27 protein-coding genes are annotated in these 13,523 nt (G+C 52.9%); all 27 read right to left on the bottom strand.

Going from position 1 to position 13,523, the window contains the following annotated elements:
- Positions 1 to 27 precede the first annotated feature (27 nt).
- Entirely contained in the window at positions 28 to 1,044 is a 1,017-nt protein-coding gene (locus GSUB_RS12515) for a DNA-directed RNA polymerase subunit alpha (protein ID WP_040201059.1), read from the bottom strand.
- Positions 1,045 to 1,087: 43 nt separating this feature from the next.
- Positions 1,088 to 1,717: a 30S ribosomal protein S4 gene (gene rpsD, locus GSUB_RS12520; protein ID WP_040201061.1), complete on the bottom strand. Its 630-nt coding sequence runs from the start codon at positions 1,715 to 1,717 to the stop codon at positions 1,088 to 1,090.
- A gap of 20 nt (positions 1,718 to 1,737) precedes the next feature.
- Positions 1,738 to 2,133, bottom strand: coding sequence for a 30S ribosomal protein S11 (rpsK, locus tag GSUB_RS12525; protein ID WP_040201062.1), 396 nt, complete (start codon positions 2,131 to 2,133; stop codon positions 1,738 to 1,740).
- Positions 2,134 to 2,144: 11 nt separating this feature from the next.
- Positions 2,145 to 2,513: a 30S ribosomal protein S13 gene (rpsM, locus tag GSUB_RS12530; protein WP_040201064.1), complete on the bottom strand. Its 369-nt coding sequence runs from the start codon at positions 2,511 to 2,513 to the stop codon at positions 2,145 to 2,147.
- Positions 2,514 to 2,534: 21 nt separating this feature from the next.
- A complete protein-coding gene (rpmJ, locus tag GSUB_RS12535) occupies positions 2,535 to 2,648 on the bottom strand; it encodes a 50S ribosomal protein L36 (protein WP_040201065.1) in 114 nt (37 codons plus the stop codon).
- Positions 2,649 to 2,713: 65 nt separating this feature from the next.
- Entirely contained in the window at positions 2,714 to 3,460 is a 747-nt protein-coding gene (gene map / locus GSUB_RS12540) for a type I methionyl aminopeptidase (protein ID WP_040201066.1), read from the bottom strand.
- Position 3,461: 1 nt separating this feature from the next.
- Complete coding sequence (locus GSUB_RS12545; protein ID WP_040201067.1) at positions 3,462 to 4,109, bottom strand: adenylate kinase; 648 nt, start codon at positions 4,107 to 4,109, stop codon at positions 3,462 to 3,464.
- Positions 4,110 to 4,125: 16 nt separating this feature from the next.
- A complete protein-coding gene (secY, locus tag GSUB_RS12550) occupies positions 4,126 to 5,436 on the bottom strand; it encodes a preprotein translocase subunit SecY (RefSeq protein ID WP_040201068.1) in 1,311 nt (436 codons plus the stop codon).
- Position 5,437: 1 nt separating this feature from the next.
- Positions 5,438 to 5,878: a 50S ribosomal protein L15 gene (rplO, locus tag GSUB_RS12555; RefSeq protein WP_040201070.1), complete on the bottom strand. Its 441-nt coding sequence runs from the start codon at positions 5,876 to 5,878 to the stop codon at positions 5,438 to 5,440.
- 23 nt (positions 5,879 to 5,901) lie between these two features.
- On the bottom strand, positions 5,902 to 6,081 hold the full coding sequence (rpmD, locus tag GSUB_RS12560) for a 50S ribosomal protein L30 (RefSeq protein WP_040201072.1): 180 nt from the start codon (positions 6,079 to 6,081) through the stop codon (positions 5,902 to 5,904).
- 20 nt (positions 6,082 to 6,101) lie between these two features.
- Complete coding sequence (rpsE, locus tag GSUB_RS12565) at positions 6,102 to 6,599, bottom strand: 30S ribosomal protein S5 (protein ID WP_040201073.1); 498 nt, start codon at positions 6,597 to 6,599, stop codon at positions 6,102 to 6,104.
- A gap of 15 nt (positions 6,600 to 6,614) precedes the next feature.
- Positions 6,615 to 6,983, bottom strand: coding sequence for a 50S ribosomal protein L18 (rplR, locus tag GSUB_RS12570; RefSeq protein WP_040201074.1), 369 nt, complete (start codon positions 6,981 to 6,983; stop codon positions 6,615 to 6,617).
- A 50-nt stretch (positions 6,984 to 7,033) separates the two neighbouring features.
- Positions 7,034 to 7,570: a 50S ribosomal protein L6 gene (rplF, locus tag GSUB_RS12575; protein ID WP_040201075.1), complete on the bottom strand. Its 537-nt coding sequence runs from the start codon at positions 7,568 to 7,570 to the stop codon at positions 7,034 to 7,036.
- Positions 7,571 to 7,591: 21 nt separating this feature from the next.
- Positions 7,592 to 7,990, bottom strand: a complete 399-nt coding sequence (rpsH, locus tag GSUB_RS12580; protein ID WP_040201077.1) for a 30S ribosomal protein S8 — start codon at positions 7,988 to 7,990, stop codon at positions 7,592 to 7,594.
- A gap of 20 nt (positions 7,991 to 8,010) precedes the next feature.
- Complete coding sequence (locus GSUB_RS12585; protein ID WP_040201078.1) at positions 8,011 to 8,196, bottom strand: type Z 30S ribosomal protein S14; 186 nt, start codon at positions 8,194 to 8,196, stop codon at positions 8,011 to 8,013.
- 23 nt (positions 8,197 to 8,219) lie between these two features.
- The gene (gene rplE, locus GSUB_RS12590) at positions 8,220 to 8,759 is read right to left on the bottom strand and encodes a 50S ribosomal protein L5 (protein WP_040201079.1); all 540 of its coding nucleotides are present in this window, start codon (positions 8,757 to 8,759) and stop codon (positions 8,220 to 8,222) included.
- A gap of 12 nt (positions 8,760 to 8,771) precedes the next feature.
- A complete protein-coding gene (gene rplX, locus GSUB_RS12595; protein WP_144402013.1) occupies positions 8,772 to 9,101 on the bottom strand; it encodes a 50S ribosomal protein L24 in 330 nt (109 codons plus the stop codon).
- A 32-nt stretch (positions 9,102 to 9,133) separates the two neighbouring features.
- Entirely contained in the window at positions 9,134 to 9,502 is a 369-nt protein-coding gene (gene rplN / locus GSUB_RS12600) for a 50S ribosomal protein L14 (RefSeq protein ID WP_040201080.1), read from the bottom strand.
- A 12-nt stretch (positions 9,503 to 9,514) separates the two neighbouring features.
- Positions 9,515 to 9,781 carry a 30S ribosomal protein S17 gene (rpsQ, locus tag GSUB_RS12605; RefSeq protein ID WP_040201082.1) on the bottom strand — a complete coding sequence of 89 codons (267 nt, stop codon included), beginning with the start codon at positions 9,779 to 9,781 and terminating at the stop codon, positions 9,515 to 9,517.
- 20 nt (positions 9,782 to 9,801) lie between these two features.
- Positions 9,802 to 9,990, bottom strand: coding sequence for a 50S ribosomal protein L29 (gene rpmC / locus GSUB_RS12610; RefSeq protein ID WP_040201084.1), 189 nt, complete (start codon positions 9,988 to 9,990; stop codon positions 9,802 to 9,804).
- Positions 9,977 to 10,405, bottom strand: a complete 429-nt coding sequence (gene rplP / locus GSUB_RS12615) for a 50S ribosomal protein L16 (RefSeq protein WP_040201085.1) — start codon at positions 10,403 to 10,405, stop codon at positions 9,977 to 9,979. The genes rpmC and rplP overlap by 14 nt, the downstream gene beginning before the upstream one ends.
- A 23-nt stretch (positions 10,406 to 10,428) precedes the next feature.
- Positions 10,429 to 11,067 carry a 30S ribosomal protein S3 gene (gene rpsC, locus GSUB_RS12620; RefSeq protein WP_040201086.1) on the bottom strand — a complete coding sequence of 213 codons (639 nt, stop codon included), beginning with the start codon at positions 11,065 to 11,067 and terminating at the stop codon, positions 10,429 to 10,431.
- A gap of 21 nt (positions 11,068 to 11,088) precedes the next feature.
- Positions 11,089 to 11,421 carry a 50S ribosomal protein L22 gene (rplV, locus tag GSUB_RS12625; protein ID WP_040201087.1) on the bottom strand — a complete coding sequence of 111 codons (333 nt, stop codon included), beginning with the start codon at positions 11,419 to 11,421 and terminating at the stop codon, positions 11,089 to 11,091.
- A 25-nt stretch (positions 11,422 to 11,446) separates the two neighbouring features.
- Positions 11,447 to 11,731 carry a 30S ribosomal protein S19 gene (rpsS, locus tag GSUB_RS12630; protein WP_040201088.1) on the bottom strand — a complete coding sequence of 95 codons (285 nt, stop codon included), beginning with the start codon at positions 11,729 to 11,731 and terminating at the stop codon, positions 11,447 to 11,449.
- 27 nt (positions 11,732 to 11,758) lie between these two features.
- Complete coding sequence (gene rplB, locus GSUB_RS12635; RefSeq protein WP_040201090.1) at positions 11,759 to 12,580, bottom strand: 50S ribosomal protein L2; 822 nt, start codon at positions 12,578 to 12,580, stop codon at positions 11,759 to 11,761.
- Between the two features lie 33 nt (positions 12,581 to 12,613).
- Positions 12,614 to 12,901, bottom strand: coding sequence for a 50S ribosomal protein L23 (rplW, locus tag GSUB_RS12640; RefSeq protein WP_040201092.1), 288 nt, complete (start codon positions 12,899 to 12,901; stop codon positions 12,614 to 12,616).
- Entirely contained in the window at positions 12,898 to 13,521 is a 624-nt protein-coding gene (gene rplD / locus GSUB_RS12645) for a 50S ribosomal protein L4 (RefSeq protein ID WP_040201093.1), read from the bottom strand. The genes rplW and rplD overlap by 4 nt, the downstream gene beginning before the upstream one ends.
- Positions 13,522 to 13,523 lie beyond the last annotated feature (2 nt).

Raw genomic sequence — 13,523 nt, forward strand, 5'->3', positions numbered from 1 at the left:
TTCCTCACTTTCTTACTGTCGGTTCGATCAATCTTCCTCGTCACCCTTCTGAATCATGCGAAGATATTCAGGGTCCGGGAAGTTCTCCAGCTTCATTCCAAGCGACAGGCCCATCTCGGCCAGGATGTCCTTAATTTCATTGAGTGACTTACGTCCAAAATTCTGGGTTTTGAGCATTTCAGCCTCAGACTTTTGAACGAGATCGCCGATCAGCTGGATATTGGCGTTTTTGAGACAATTAGCAGCGCGCACGGAAAGCTCAAGTTCATCCACACTGCGATACAGATTTTCGTTGATCTTCTTGCCTTCCTCTTCATTTTCCTCTTCCGGAGGCTCAATGCCTTCGTCAAAGTTGATGAAGAGCTGCAGGTGCTCCTTGAGAATCTTTGCGGCAAAGGCCACAGCGTCATCAGGGCGAACACTGCCGTCGGTCTGTACTTCCAGCACAAGCTTGTCGTAGTCGGTAATCTGACCGACACGAGCATTGCTGACCGTGAAGTTGACCTTCTTGATCGGAGAAAACAGGGCATCCGTCGCAATGGATCCAACCGGGGCTTTTTCGTCCCGGTTACGCTCGGCGGGCACGTATCCCTTACCAAGCTTGACCGTCATGTCCATCTCTACATCGGCATCATCCCCGCATGTGGCGATGTGGTGCTCGGGATTCATGATTTCGACATTGGAGTCGGTAATGATATCCCCTGCCTTAATGATTCCTGAGCCCTTTTTGACTATGCGGATGCTGCGATCCTCGTGTCCATGAAGACGCAGCCTGACCCCTTTAAGATTCAGAATGATATCGGATGCATCCTCAGTCACACCGGGAACAGAAGAAAATTCATGCAAAACGCCCTTGATACGCACTGACGTAATCGCAGCTCCCTGCAGCGAAGAAAGCAGGATGCGGCGAAGAGAGTTCCCCATGGTCGTGGCGAATCCACGCTCAAAGGGCTCAGCAGTGAATTTTCCGTAGGTGTCGCTGAGGGTATCCGTGTCAACCTGGAGACGCTTGGGCTTAATCAGGTCTCTCCAGTTTTTATACATACTTGATCCTCCCTTGCGATTTCGCTACCTGAAAAGGCAACGATTACTTGGAGTAGAGCTCGACGATCAGCTTCTCTTGGAAAGCAGGAGTCGTCAACTCTTCACGTACCGGCAAGGACTTCAGGCTGCCTTTGAAAGCAGGCCGGTCGAGTTCGAGCCAGGAAGGAACGCCGCGACGCATGACCCCGTCAAGAGCTTCATTGACACGGGCGACTTCGCGGCTCTTCTCTCGCAGTTCGATCACGTCACCGGGGCGAACCAGGAAAGAAGGAATATTGACCTTGCGGCCATTGACCTTGAAGTGGTTGTGTCGAACAAGCTGACGGGCCTCCTTGCGTGAGGTTGCAAAGCCCAGACGGTACACAATACTGTCAAGACGCCGCTCAAGGAGGATCAACAGGTTTTCACCGGTTACGCCCTTCATGCGGTCGGCACGCTTGAAATAGGCACGGAACTGCCCCTCAAGAAGACCGTAGGTCCGCTTCATCTTCTGTTTTTCGCGCAACTGGGTGCCGTAATCCGAGACCTTGATCCGCCCCTGCCCATGCTGTCCGGGTGCGTAGTTGCGGCGCTCAATGGCGCATTTGTCTGTATGACACCTGTCCCCTTTAAGAAACAGCTTAGTCGTTTCACGACGGCAAAAACGGCAAACTGAACCGGTATATCTAGCCAAGGTTCTTCCTCCTTCTCGGATTAAACTCTTCTACGTTTGGGCGGCCGGCAGCCGTTGTGAGGGATAGGCGTGACGTCCTTGATCATTGAGACGGAAAAACCTGCGGCCTGCAGGGCACGCACAGCGGACTCACGACCAGAACCGGGGCCCTTGACAAACACCTCAATCGAACGCATGCCATGCTCCTGGGCTTTCTTCGCAGCAGTTTCCGCGGCGATCTGAGCAGCAAAAGGAGTGCTTTTGCGAGACCCCTTAAACCCCATCCCCCCGGCAGTCGCCCATGAGACAACATTGCCGGCGATGTCGGTAATCGTAATAATGGTATTGTTAAAGGTGGCCTGGATGTGAGCGACACCTTTGGCAATATTCTTTTTTTCCTGCTTTTTTCTTCCCGTTTTTTTTCCAGGCTTAGCCATGGTTCCTCCAATTATTTCTTCTTACCGGCAACCGTTTTCCGCGGTCCCTTACGAGTGCGCGCGTTGGTTTTGGTTTTCTGACCCCGCACAGGCAACCCGCGCCGATGGCGAAGCCCACGATAGCAGCCGAGGTCCATCAGACGCTTGATGTTCATGGTTACCTCACGCCGCAAATCACCTTCAACCTTGAATTCACGGTCTATGATTTCACGGATCTTGGCCACTTCGGTTTCAGCCAGGTCATCCGAACGGGTGTCGGACGAGATCCCGGCCTGAGCCAGAATCTCTCTGGCCTTGGAGCGACCAATACCGTAAATATAGGTCAAAGCGACCTCAATGCGTTTGTTTCTGGGCAAATCGATACCAGCAATACGTGCCAATGTCCGACCCTCCTAATCCTGTTAACCTTGTCTTTGTTTATGCTTGGGGTTGTCACAGATAATGCGAATGACACCCTTGCGCCGGATCACCTTGCACTTGTCGCAGATGCACTTCACCGAAGCTCGAACTTTCATTTTCAGCGTCCTTACCAAATGAGGGTTTACCCTGAACAGCCCTTACGGACTGTTGAGCAAAAAAGCTACAGAGCAGTTAAAATTTCAGCGCCATGCCGCGTGATGGCCACTGTGTGTTCAAAGTGTGCAGAAGGCTCGCCATCCACGGTTATCGCGGTCCAGCCATCGGGTTCGAGACTCACGGCTGCCGTGCCCGCATTGATCATAGGCTCAATGGCAAGCACCATCCCTTCCTTAAGGCGCGGGCCATGACCAGGAGGACCAAAATTGGGCAACTGCGGCGCTTCGTGCAATTGGCGCCCGATTCCGTGGCCTACAAACTCTCGCACCACGCTGAAACCGGCAGGCTCAACATGCGACTGAACAGCATGTGAAAGATCCGACAAACGCGCACCGGCCGCTGCCGCCTCAATGGCGCACATAAGAGCAGACTCCGTCACAGTCAACAGCTTCTGCCTTTTTTCGTCGATCTGTCCAACTGCAAAAGTCACGGCGGAGTCACCGTAAAACCCGTCAGCGACCACCCCGAAATCGACACTCAAAATGTCGCCCTCCTGCAGAGGGACCGAATCAGGAAAACCGTGAACAACCTTATTGTTGGGCGAAGCGCAAATAGTAAAAGGAAAACCGCCATACCCCTTGAAGGCAGGGCGGACTTTCCTTTTTGCACATTCGGCCTCAGCTAAACGATCAAGCTCAAGGGTCGTAATCCCCGGCTCGACCATTTCCCTGATTTTATCCAGCACCTCAGCCACGATGCGACCGGCCTTGCGCATGCGGTCGATCTCTTCAGGTGACTTGAGGACGATCACCTTATCGTGCCTCGAGAATACTCAGAATCTGGCGGCCAACCTCGTCAATGCCGGCCATCCCATCAACCTCAACCAGCAAACCACCCTTGCGATAATAATCGACCAGCGGGGCAGTCTGTTCCCGGTAGACATCGAGGCGCTTACGGATAGTCTCCTCACGGTCGTCATCACGCTGCACCAAATTGCCGCCACAGGCATCGCAAACACCCCCCTTTGAAGGGGGATCGAAGTCGACATGGTAGCCCTTGCCGCAGGAAGGGCATGTACGGCGCCCTGTCAACCTGGAGACCAGCGCATCCGTGTCGACTTCAAGCGAAATGACCGCATCAAGCCCGAGAGACAATTCGTCCAACGTATCCGTCAAGGCATCAGCCTGAGGAACAGTGCGCGGAAAACCGTCTAAAATAAAACCGTTAGCACAATCAGCCTGCTGGAGGCGCTCACGAACAATCCCGACAACGACATCGTCGGGGACGAGCGCTCCCGCATCCATATACTCTTTCGCCTTAACCCCCATCGGGGTGGCATTTTTAACAGCGGAACGCAGAATATCCCCGGTTGAAATCTGGGGAATGGAAAACTTTTCCATCAACATCTGCGCCTGAGTCCCCTTGCCGGCCCCAGGAGGCCCAAGCAGAATCAATTTCATGGGACAATATCTCCTTCTAGCCGCGCCGACCCTTAAGGGTTACGCCACGCATAAACCCTTCATAAGAACGACTGACAAGATGAGCTTCAATTTGTGCAGCGGTGTCAAGCCCGACACCGACGACAATCAGCAAGGAAGTTCCACCGAAAAAGAAGGGAACATTGAATTGCCCGATAAGAATTGTCGGAAGAACGCAGACAGCGGAGACATAGAGGGCGCCCGCAAATGTTAAACGGGTCAGCACGGTATCGAGATACTCCGCCGTTTCCTTGCCCGGCCTGATACCAGGAATGTAGCCGCCCTGTTTTTTTACGTTATCGGCCACATCGACAGGGTTGAAGGTAACAGCCGTGTAGAAATAACAGAAGAAAATGATAAAAGCAACATAAAAAACATTGTAAATAATGTGGTCCGGCGTCATGTAGGATGCGACTTTCTGCACCCAGGGCACATCCACAAGATTAGCGACCGTCGCAGGAAACATGATGATCGAGCTGGCGAAAATCGGAGGGATTACACCGCTCATATTCACTTTGAGGGGGAGGTGGCTGCTCTGCCCCCCCTGGTTGCGCATGCCGACAACACGACGGGCATAGTGGATGGGAACTCTCCTCTGTCCCCGCTCCATAAAAATGATTGCCCAGACAACCGCAATCATCAAGGCGCCGATAGCAATAAGCCCGAAAGGCGAAAGAGCACCGGTGCTGGTCAAGCGCATGGTATTAACAATGGCAGAAGGAATCGTCGCCACAATTCCGGCGAAGATAATAAGAGAGATCCCGTTGCCGATTCCACGCTCGGTGATCTGCTCTCCCAGCCACATGATAAATGCGGTACCGGCAGTCAGGGTAATGATGGTGAGAAGAATAAATCCCATACCAGGGTTGGGAACCACCATCTCTCCGGCGGGCCCCCGCATTGTCTGAAGACCGACAGCGATACCGGCACCTTGAATGATCGACAGAACAATAGTCCCGTACCGCGTATACTGGGTAATCTTCTTCTTCCCGGCCTCACCCTCCTTGGAAAGCTTCTCGATTGGCTCAAAAACAACCGTGAGAAGCTGCAGAATAATGGAGGCACTGATGTAGGGCATGATCCCAAGAGCAAAAACCGTCATGCGCTCCAGGGCGCCACCGGTAAAAGCACTGACCAGCCCGAGAAGAGTCCCCTCGGTTCCTTGAAAAAAACCGGCCAGAACCTGGCTGTCGACACCGGGAGTCGGAATATGACAACCGATACGGTAAACCACCAGGACACCTAGCGTAAAAAGTATGCGCCGGCGAAGTTCGGGGATACTGAATATATTTCTCAGGCTCGAGATCAATTTAAATCACCTCGGCTTTACCGCCGGCCGCAACAATTTTTTCCTCGGCCGACTTGGTGAATTTATGTGCCTGGACGGTTAATGATTTGGTCAACTCACCGTCGCCAAGAATCTTGATTTCATCGGCCACCGCCTTAATCATGCCAGCAGCGATGAGAGCTTCGGCATCGACGGTGCTTCCGGATTCGAAGTTTTCCAGCTGACGCAGATTCACAAGCGAATACACCTTCTTGGTCAGGGGGGTGAATCCGCGCTTGGGGAGACGGCGCTGTAAAGGCATCTGACCACCTTCAAACCCAGCTTTCACACCGCCGCCGGAACGCGCATTCTGCCCCTTATGCCCCTTGCCGGAAGTTTTACCGAGTCCGGAACCGGCACCGCGCCCGATCCTCTTGCGATCTTTTCTAGAGCCCGCAGCGGGCCGCAATTCACTCAAGTTCATATCTGGTCCCTTATAGATACCTGCTATTCCTCGACCACAACCATGTGGGAGATTTTGTTGATCATGCCACGGATCTCCGGACAATCACGCCGCGTAACAGTCTGATTGAGACGCCGCAGACCAAGTCCGCAAAGAACCTTACTGAAATACTTATCGCGCCCGATAGCGCTTTTCTTCAATGTGATTCTCAGTTCGCCACCCATCACAAACACTCCTTTTGCTCTCAGGCGTTGTCCTGCGCACCGACTCCGCGGCGGGCCAGAATAGTTTCTGCGCTCTTGAGCTGAGTCAGCGCATTGATCGTGGCCTTTACAACGTTGTGCGGGTTATTAGAACCGAGGCACTTCGACAACACGTTCTCAACACCGGCAGCCTCAAGAATGGCACGGGCTGCACCCCCGGCAATCACACCGGTACCGGCTGAAGCAGGCTTGAGCAGTACCTTGCCTGCGCCGAATTTGCCAAGGACATCGAAAGGAATGGTACCTTCAACCAGCGGCACCTTGACCATGTCCTTTTTGGCCTTTTCAACGCCTTTGCGAATAGCCTCAGGGACTTCTTTTGCTTTCCCAAGACCGACACCAACACCGCCCTGTCCGTCTCCCACCACAACAAGGGCCGAGAAACTGAAACGGCGGCCGCCCTTAACGACCTTGGCGTTACGGTTAATATGGATCACGCGATCAGTAAGATTCGATTCATTCAGATCATTGCGCTGCAAGGGTGATCTCCTTTTTTAGAAAAGCAGACCGGCTTCACGAGCACCATCGGCCAACGCTTTGACGCGACCATGATACAAAAAACCGTTTCTGTCAAAAACAACTTCTTTGATATCCTTCTCGAGAGCTTTCTGCGCGATGGACTTACCAACGGCATTGGCAGCCTCCGCATTCCCGCAGGATTTCAAACCCTCGCCCACCTCCTGATTCAGCGTGGACACAGCTGCCAGGGTCGTCCCGGTGGTATCATCGATAATCTGAGCATAAATGTGCTTGGCGCTGCGAAAAACACAGAGTCGCGGACGAGCAGCGGCCCCCAGGACTTTGCGGCGAACCCTGGCTTTACGTTTGAGCCGCGCGTTTCTTCTTTGCTGTGCGAAACTCACAACCTGTCTCCTTATGCTGAAAAAGTCTTCTGAATTGCGTAAACGTTCATTTACTTACCGGTCTTGCCGGCCTTGCGGATAATCCGTTCACCAGCATACTTGATTCCTTTGCCCTTGTAAGGCTCAGGCTCACGAAAAGAACGGATTTTTGCAGCCGTCGCACCGACAAGTTCCTTATCGATACCGCGCACAATGATCTTGGTTTGCTTCTCAACCTCGGCACTGATCCCCTGAGGCAATTTATACTCGATGGGGTGCGAATAACCGAGAGCAAGGTTCAAAACGTCGCCCTTGAGGTCTGCACGGTAGCCAACGCCGCTGATTTCAAGAATCTTCTCAAAACCGTTAGTAACCCCTTCGACCATGTTGGCCACGAGAGTGCGCGTCAACCCCTGGACGGAACGATCTTTTGCGTCAGGGCTGAGGGGAGTAACAACAACGGTGTCGCTCTCCACGGCGATATTCACTTTTTCCGGCAGATCGCGCTGCAACTTACCCTTGGGACCTTCAACTTTAATGTTGATCCCCTGAAGAGCAATCTTGACGCCGCCAGGAATCTGGACAGGCAGTTTCCCAATCCGTGACATGACAATTAACTCCTTTTCCCTCTACCAGATGGTGCAGATGACTTCGCCGCCGATTTTTCCTTCACGGGCAGCGACATCATTAAGCACACCACGCGATGTTGAAAGAATCGCGGCGCCAAGACCGTTCTTCACCTGAGGGATTTCATCGCTCCCCACATAGACGCGGCGTCCAGGCGTGGAGACACGTTTAATTTCATGAATGACATGGGTGTTGTCATCGTCATAACGCAAATAAATGCGCAGAACACCCTGCTTGTCATCGCTAATAACTTTAAAGTTTTTGATATAGCCAAGCTCTTTCAGGGCAGTGGCAATAGCCACCTTGACGTTGGACGACGGCACGTCGACCCTGGCGTGCTTGGCGGTGCCCGCATTACGAATGCGGGTCAGAAGATCTGCAATGGGATCAGTCATAGACATGGGACAACTCCTAGAACCCTCTACCAGCTGGACTTGACAACGCCGGGGATTTTACCTTCGGATGCCAGCTTGCGCAGGCAGATACGACACATTTTGAATTTACGATAGTAGGCACGGGGCCGCCCGCAAAGAGGACAGCGATTGTATTCGCGCACCTTGAATTTTTTAGGCCTGGTGGCCTTGATCATCATCGATTTTTTTGCCACAACGTCCTCCGGTCGCTGAAAAACTATTTCCTGAAGGGCATTCCAAGCCCTGCGAGAAGCTGTCGGGCTTCTTCGTCTGATTTAGCCGTGGTCACAATGCTGATGTTCAACCCGCTGACCTTGGCGATTTTATCAATATCGATTTCGGGAAAGATAATCTGCTCACGAATCCCGAGAGTGTAATTACCGCGCCCGTCGAAAGCCTTGGGTGAAACACCCTTGAAGTCACGAACGCGGGGCAAAGCGACATTGATGAGACGATCGAGAAATTCGAAGGCTTTGGCGCGACGCAGAGTCACCATGCAGCCAATAGGCATCCCCTCGCGCAGCTTAAAGCCGGCAATCGACTTTTTGGCGCGGGTGATGACGGCCCGCTGACCGGTCATCTTGGTCAGTTCCTCCACCGCGGATTCCAGAAGTTTAGGATTCTGGATCGCCTCACCAAGCCCCATGTTGACCACAACCTTCTCAACACGAGGGACTTCCATGACGTTCTTGTACTGGAATTCCTTCATGAGCTTGGGTGCGATGTCAGTGGCAAAATGTTCCTTCAGCCTGGCCATGGATTTTCTCCCTTACTTATCCACAATTTCGTTACATTTTTTGCAGAAACGCACCTTGCTGCCGTCATCGAGAACGCGCTTGCCCGTGCGAACGGGCTTGCTGCACGACGGGCAGACAAGCATAACGTTTGAAGCGTCCAAAGGAGCTTCCTTCTCGACAATTCCACCCTCGGACTGACCTGGGCGGGGACGGGTGTGCCGCTTGATCATGTTGACATTTTCAACAATCAGACGGCCCTTGTCGGCAAAAATCTTCTGCACCTTACCGGTTTTCCCGCGGTCCTTTCCGGCGGTTATCATCACCATGTCATTGGTTTTGACATGCATTTTTTTTGTTGCCATGGTTTTGCTCTCCAATGTTCGATCGGCTCTGATCAAAGAACCTCAGGGGCCAGCGACACAATTTTCATAAACTGGCGCGCACGAAGCTCACGAGCCACGGGACCAAAAATCCTTGTCCCCACTGGCTCGCCCGCGGCATTAACAACCACGGCGGAATTGTTGTCAAAACGGATATAAGACCCGTCGGGACGCGGCACTTCCTTGGCAGTCCGAACAATCACCGCACGCACGATGTCGCCTTTTTTTACTTTTGAATTCGGCAGGGCTTCTTTGACCGAGCAGATAATAATATCGCCGAGACCGGCGTATTTACGCTTGGAGCCACCGAGTACCTTGACACAGCACAATTTCCGAGCTCCGGAATTGTCGGCCACGTCAAGCATTGACTGCATCTGAATCATGGCTCGTTTCTCCTAAACCATTGTAGTCTTTTCAAGAATTTCTCGAACCTGCCACCGCTTTTCCTTGGACAAGGGGCGGGACTCGACAATCAGAACCTTGTCTCCCGCCTGGCAGCTGTTGAGCTCATCGTGCGCCTTGCAAGTCACCTTGCGGCGAATGTACTTGCGGTATACGGGATGCTTGACCATCTGGTCGACACGGACCACGACGGTTTTGTCCATTTTATCACTGACCACAATCCCGATGCGGGTTTTCCGGTTTCCACGCTGTTTCGTCATAATAATCCTCGCAATCCCGCCTATACCTTCTTCTCAACCATGATGGTCTTGATGCGGGCGATGTCTTTTCTCACCTGAGACAGACGTGCGGTGTTCTCGAGGTGCCCCGTATGCATCTGAAACCTGAGGTTGAAAAGTTCCTTGTTCAGTTCCTGATTTTTCTGGTCCAATTCATCCAGACTCATTTCACGCATTTCAGTCGCCTTCATGGCCAAACGCCTCCCGGGTCACGAATTTGGTTTTCATGGGGAGCTTGTGAGCGGCAAGACGGAAGGCTTCACGTGCGATTCCCTCTTCCACACCTTGCATCTCATAGAGCATATGCCCGGGCTTGACTACGGCTACCCAGGACTCCGGAGACCCCTTGCCTTTACCCATACGGGTTTCGGCGGGCTTCTTGGTCAGAGGCTTGTGCGGAAACGCACGGATCCAGATCTTGCCGCCACGTTTAATGTAGCGGGTCATGGCACGACGTGCCGCCTCGATTTGACGCGACGACAGCCAACCGCACTCAATCGCCTGAAGACCAAAATCTCCGAAATTGAGTTCTGTGCCCCGCTGGGCCGCCCCCTTCATGCGGCCCTTTTGCTGCTTTCTATATTTAACCTTCTTGGGCATTAACATGACGGCTAACTCCTAAAACCCATTTATTGTTGCTCTTGCTTCAACACTTCGCCTTTGAAGATAAGAACCTTGACACCGATGATGCCGTAGGTTGTCTTCGCTTCGGCAAAGCCATAATCGATATCGGCCCGAAGGGTGTGCAGGGGCACGCGGCCCTCGCGATACCACTCGGTACGGCTCATCTCAGCACCACCCAAACGTCCGGCACAATTGATCTTGATCCCCTGAGCTCCGAATTTCAAGGCCTGGCTGACACTTTTTTTCATGGCGCGGCGAAAGGCCACGCGACGCTCGAGCTGCAGAGCGACGTTTTCGGCAACAAGCTGGGCATCAATTTCAGGCTTGCGGACTTCCTGGATATTGATAAAGATTTCCTTGTCGGTCAGTTTGGCCAGCTCTTTTTTGAGCGCCTCGACCTCGGACCCCTTTTTGCCGATGATGATGCCAGGACGCGCAGCATAAATGTTAATTTTTGCTTTGTTCGCGGCGCGCTCCATTTCTATCTTAGAAATCCCGGCATGGTAAAGGCGTTTCTTCAAATAGTCACGCAATTTTATATCTTCATGCACGAGATCGGCATAATTCTCCTCGGCATACCAACGGGAATCCCATGTCCGGATTACACCCAGACGAAACCCAACAGGATGAACTTTCTGTCCCAAGCTGTCACCTCCTCTAACGGACTATTTCAGACCGAGAACCACGGTAATGTGGCTGGTCGGCTTACGAATACGACTGGCGCGCCCCATGGCACGCGGGATAAAACGCTTCAGCGCCGGACCCTGATTGACGAAGATCTGCTTCACATAGAGCCGATCCACATCGGAGACGCCTTTTTGCTCGGCATTGGCTACTGCGGAGGCCACGAGCTTGGAGACAATCCCGGCAGCTTTCTGCGGACTGTATTTCAACACGGTCAACGCGTCCTGGACGTTGCGTCCACGCACCAGGTCCACAACAAGGCGGGCCTTTTGCGCCGAAAGTCGCGCGTATCTCAATTTTGCACTGGATTCCATGGATCTAGACTCCTATCGGAATGTCCTATTTTCTCTTGCCCTTGCCCTTTTTGTCGGCACCATGTCCATAATAGGTCCGAGTAGGGGCGAACTCGCCGAGCTTGTGCCCGACCATATTCTCGGTAATGAATACCGGAATGAACTTTTTGCCGTTATGCACCGCGAAGGTGTGCCCAACGAATTCAGGGATGATGGTGGACCGACGGGACCAGGTCTTAATGACCGCCTTACGGGTAGTACCACCTTCAATGTCGACCTTGCGCAGAAGGCTGTCCTGAATATAGGGCCCTTTTTTAATTGATCTAGCCACTTCCAACTCCTATTAAATCAGGTGGAATTACTTCCGTTTGCGAATGATGAATCGATCGGTACGCTTGTTCACGCGGGTTTTGTAGCCCTTGGTCGGAACGCCCCAGGGGGTAACGGGATGACGACCACCGGAACTTTTACCCTCACCACCACCGTGGGGGTGGTCTACCGGGTTCATGGCAACACCGCGGGACTGAGGCCGCTTACCAAGCCAGCGATTACGTCCAGCCTTACCGATTTTTACGTTTTCATGATCCGCATTCCCGACCTGGCCAATGGTAGCGCGGCAATCCTGCATCACCAGCCGCACTTCGCCGGAGGGCATGCGCAATTGAGCATACTTACCCTCTTTAGCGGCAATCATGGCATAGGTGCCGGCACTGCGAGCAAGCTGCCCACCTTTGCCGACCTTGAGCTCAACATTGTGAACCCAGGTTCCCAATGGAATGGAGCGGATGGTCATGGCATTGCCGGGCTTGATATCGGCGCTGTCACTGGCAATCACCTGGTCACCGACATTGAGCCCGACCGGCGCGAGGATGTAGCGCTTCTCGCCGTCCATATACTGCAAGAGCGCAATACGTGCTGAGCGATTGGGATCATATTCGATTGCAGCAACCTTGGCCGGCACTTCCATTTTATCGCGCTTGAAATCGACAATACGATATTTGCGCTTATGTCCGCCTCCAGTGTGGCGCTTGGTGATGCGACCATAGGAATTGCGGCCGCCGGACTTTTTTAAAGGTGCCAGAAGAGACTTCTCGGGAGTACCCTTGGTCACCTCCTCGAAAGAAGATGAACTCATGTGGCGCCGCCCGGGTGAGGTCGGCTTGAACTTCTTGATTCCCATTATTGCGACTCCGTAAGCTGAGCTGATATCCGATTAGACACCGAAAAAGTCGATATTGCTGCCCTCTTCAAGGGTCACATACGCCTTTTTCCAGTTGGGCCGTTTACCGATGACAAGACCGCGGCGCTTGACTTTGCCGGCCATCAAAGCGGTATTAACCTTTTTGACCTTGACGTCGAATGCCTGTTCCACGGCCTGCTTGATCTCGATCTTGTTGGCATTGCGCGCGACTTCGAATGCGACGACCTGCCCCATCTCTTTCTGAAGGCTGGTCTTTTCGGTAATCAGCGGCTTGCCGATAATCTGATGCAGAGGTTTCATTTTTCCAACGCTCCTTCCAATTGGGAAACCGCACCCTGAGTGAGAACCAGGCTGTGATATTTCATCAGGTCATAGACGTTCACACCCTCGGCGCGCAGAACCTTAACCGAGGGGATATTACGAGCGGACAGTTCGACCGCAGGGTTCGCCTCATCGATGAGAATCAGGGCGTTTTCCAACTCAAACCGCTTAAGGACCTCGGCAAAACCCTTGGTGCTGATCTTATCAAGGTTGATCTGGTCGAGAATCGTCATGCGGCTCTCTTTGAAACGTGCTGAAAGAGCGCTGCACACAGCGGCCTTCTTGACCTTGCGGTTAAGTTTGAAACGATAGTCGCGAGGCGTCGGACCGAAGGCTGTCCCGCCGCCCACATAATGAGGTGCACGGATACAGCCCTGACGCGCGTTGCCGGTTCCCTTCTGGCGATAAGGCTTCTTGCCCCCGCCCCGAACTTCGCTGCGGCCCTTGGTCTTCGCAGTACCCTGACGACGGGCGGCACGCTGGTAGCGAACCATCTCGTGAATCAGATACTCTTTGACTTCGGTATTAAAGATGTCGTCGGACAGTTCAATGTCCGAAACTTTATTTTTTTCAATATTATAAACAGGTACAGTTGCCATGA

This window comes from Geoalkalibacter subterraneus (assembly GCF_000827125.1).
Classification (GTDB): Bacteria; Desulfobacterota; Desulfuromonadia; order Desulfuromonadales; family Geoalkalibacteraceae; genus Geoalkalibacter_A; species Geoalkalibacter_A subterraneus.